Below are 3,015 nucleotides of genomic sequence, written 5' to 3'. Positions count from 1 at the left end.
CGGGCAGGCGAAGATCGCCGAGGATTCGTAGCGCACGTACTCGTTCATCTTGTCGCTGCGCGAGAGCTTCATCTGAATTGGGATGAAGCTCTTTTTTGCGTCTGCGACATAGGCTATGAAGAACAGCCCCGCCGACAGGTGGCCGAAGTTATCCGACCCCTCCACGAAGTTGTACGCCCGCCGCAGCATGCGCTGCCCGTCGTTGTTGTCGGGGTGTGCCAGGAACACGTGCGAATCCTCCGGAATAGCGGCCTCACGCCCGAGCGTCAGGTCGAAGGGCACGTCGGCGAACTCGTCGTCCGTACCAATTGGCGCACCGTTGTCCTTGTAGCGGGCGAAGGTGTGCTCCTGGTCGGACAGCGACTGCCTATCCCACGTTTCCAGCAGCATGCGGATGCGTCGGGCGCACAGGTACGAGCCACCTGCCATCCAGTCCTGTCCGCCGGCTCCGTTGCCGTCGCTGGCCCAGATGTGCTTATCCATCTCTTCGGTTTCCTCCGCCACCACGTTGCGGGTGCCGTCCTTGAAGCCGAAGAGGTTGCGTGGGGTTTGCTGCTCGCGAGTGGTGGAGCTGGCGCGGCCGTACCCCAGTTGCGACCAGCGCACTTCCACCACGCCGCTGCCGGCGCGAGCCAGGTTGCGTACAGCGTGGACGGCCACCTGCGGATCATCGGCGCAAGCCTGGATCACGATGTCTCCATCGCACAGTTTGTCCACCAGCTGGTCGGAGGGGAACTTCGGCATTACCTCGAAGCCCTCGGGGCGGCGGTCTGCCAGGCCGAAGCGCTTGTCGAATAGTTTGGGTCCGTAGCCGATCGTTAGCGTGAGGTTGTTCGTTCCGAGGTCGATCGCCTCGCCGGAATCTTCGGGCACCCAGTACTGGGCGGCGTCACTACGTTGGTCTTCGCGCAGCGGCGCGGCGGTTTCGCCGGCTACCATGCGCTCGGCCATGCCGGTCCATTCGGTGAGCATGTCACGCAGGTCGTCGCGTTTGTCGGTGGTTACGTCGAACGCGACGATGTGTAGGTGTTCCTGTTGGGCGGTCGCGATGCCGGACTGGTGCTCGCCCCTAAAAGGTATGACGCCCTCAGCCGCGTCTTTCTGCGCAAATGGACCAACGTTGGCCTTGTCGGCGGCGATCGCTCCCGCTCCGGTGGCGAGCACTCCAGCGCCCGCGCCGACTCCCAGCCCGGTGAGGAACCGGCGGCGGGAGATTCCCGTGCCGTTAGCGCCGGCTTGGCTGGAAGCGCCAGCGTTGCTAGCGGGGGACGCGGCGGTTTCGCGAGGAGTAGGGGATTCGGCGGACATGGCGTGACTTTCTTTAGTGTGGGGATTGAGTTTTTGAGCCAGGCAATAACGCTGGCGCGGGCGGAGCTGGGCCCGGAACTGGGGGATCAGGGTACGGCGCGGCTTAGCCCGTGATGATGGTCTGAACCTCGGAGACGGCCTCGGTCAGGTGGTCCAGGGCGCCAGAGAGCTTCTTCCGCTCGGCTTCGCTGACCGTGTCGTAGAGCACGAACCTGTCGCCCTTGCGGTAGCCGTTCAGCAGCTCCTGAACCTCATCGAAGCGCTTGTTGATCTCGTCCAGCTTGCCGGGCTTGCGCTGCTCCAACGGGGTTTCCAGCGCGGCGATGGCGGCCTTGGAGCCTTCGAGGTTGGCCTGGAAATCCCACAGGTCAGTCTTGGAGAAGATGTCCTCTTCACCGGTGATCTTGGAGGTGGCGATCTCGTCCAGCAGGCCCAGGGCACCTGTGGCGATCTGTACCGGGGTGACGTCGAAGTCCTTGGACTCCACGCCCTCGACCAGCTCGTCGACGTCCTTGGAGAGCTGATCAGCCAGCTTCTTGGTGGTATCCGTGATCTTCTTGTTCATCCACAGATCCTTCTCAATGGCGTGGAAGCCGGTCCACTCGTCTCCATCGGCGAGGTCGGCCTCGCGCAGGTCGATGCGCGGGTCGAGGTCATTCGGGAAGGATTCTGCGACTGGCTCAATGCGCTCGTAAGGAGTGCGGACCTGCGGGAAGAGCTCCTTGGCCTTCTCCATGTCGTCGGCCTTGATTGCGTTGACGAATTCGGCCGTTTGGGTTTTCAGGTTCTTCGTCTGTGAGCGGACGTAGGAAACGTAGTTGTCCACGGCCTCCTGCAGTGCTTCGTCGCCCTCGGCTGCGGAGACCGCGTCGCCGGTGACGTTGATGTCCGTGCCGATACCCGCGCCGACCATGCCGGGCTTGCATAGACCCTGGTACTTGCCGGGCTCGCGGAGCTCGACCACCAGCTTGCGGGTTGCGCCCGGTCCGATGTTCTCAACTTCGCCTTCCACGCGGCCGCCGTCGGTGAGTACGTAGAACTCGTTGATCTTGGAGCCGTTGTTGGTAACCGTGAACGTATTAGAGCCTGTGGATAGGTCCGCGCTGGACAGCGTGCAGGCATCGTCGGTCTGCGTGACCTCGATGGTGTTGGACGCATCCGTGTCGACCTTGTCGGCGCACGCGGTCAGAGTCGCTGGAACGAGAATCAGCGGCAGAGCGAGCGCTGCAGCGGAGCGAACGGGGCGCGCAGAGCGAACGGAGCGGGAAGTGCCGGTGGAACGGGAGTTGTGGGTGGAGCGGATCATGATGGGGATGAGTCTTTCTGTTGTTGTTGAAACGCGAGGTAAGGGAGGTAGGGCAAGGAGGTAGGAAAAGATGGGGGAGCGGGGTTTCAAGCGTTGGCTGGGGTGGTCGGTGCGGAGGAGTGGGCGTCAGAACCCTTAGAGGTAGACGGCGCCTTCTTCGACGGGCGTAGGAACAGCCACATAGCGACAACCAGATAAATGGCCCAACCGATAAACGCCAGGACGGTTGGCGCGGGAACGATGTTGAACATGCCCTCCAGCAGAGCGGCGTACCAGGTGCCCGGCCTGAGTACTCCCGAGATGTCGAAGAGGATCGAGTTGAGCCCCGGCAGCACGTTGGCCTCCTGCAGGTCGGTGATGCCGTAGCGCAGGATGCCAGCGGCGACGACCACCAACAGGAT

3 protein-coding genes are annotated in these 3,015 nt (G+C 63.0%); all 3 read right to left on the bottom strand.

Annotated features, from left to right (window positions below):
* Positions 1–1,308, bottom strand: a 1,308-nt coding sequence (efeB, locus tag Q0331_RS05580) for an iron uptake transporter deferrochelatase/peroxidase subunit (RefSeq protein WP_298075480.1), incomplete at its 3' end; no start/stop codon positions are given.
* 103 nt (positions 1,309–1,411) lie between these two features.
* On the bottom strand, positions 1,412–2,614 hold the full coding sequence (gene efeO / locus Q0331_RS05575) for an iron uptake system protein EfeO (RefSeq protein WP_298075479.1): 1,203 nt from the start codon (positions 2,612–2,614) through the stop codon (positions 1,412–1,414).
* 86 nt (positions 2,615–2,700) lie between these two features.
* Positions 2,701–3,015: FTR1 family protein (locus tag Q0331_RS05570; RefSeq protein WP_298075478.1), on the bottom strand; the 315-nt coding region annotated here is incomplete at its 5' end.

This window comes from uncultured Corynebacterium sp. (assembly GCF_937999985.1).
GTDB lineage: Bacteria > Actinomycetota > Actinomycetes > Mycobacteriales > Mycobacteriaceae > Corynebacterium.
This window is presented reverse-complemented; position numbering and strand designations above follow the sequence as displayed.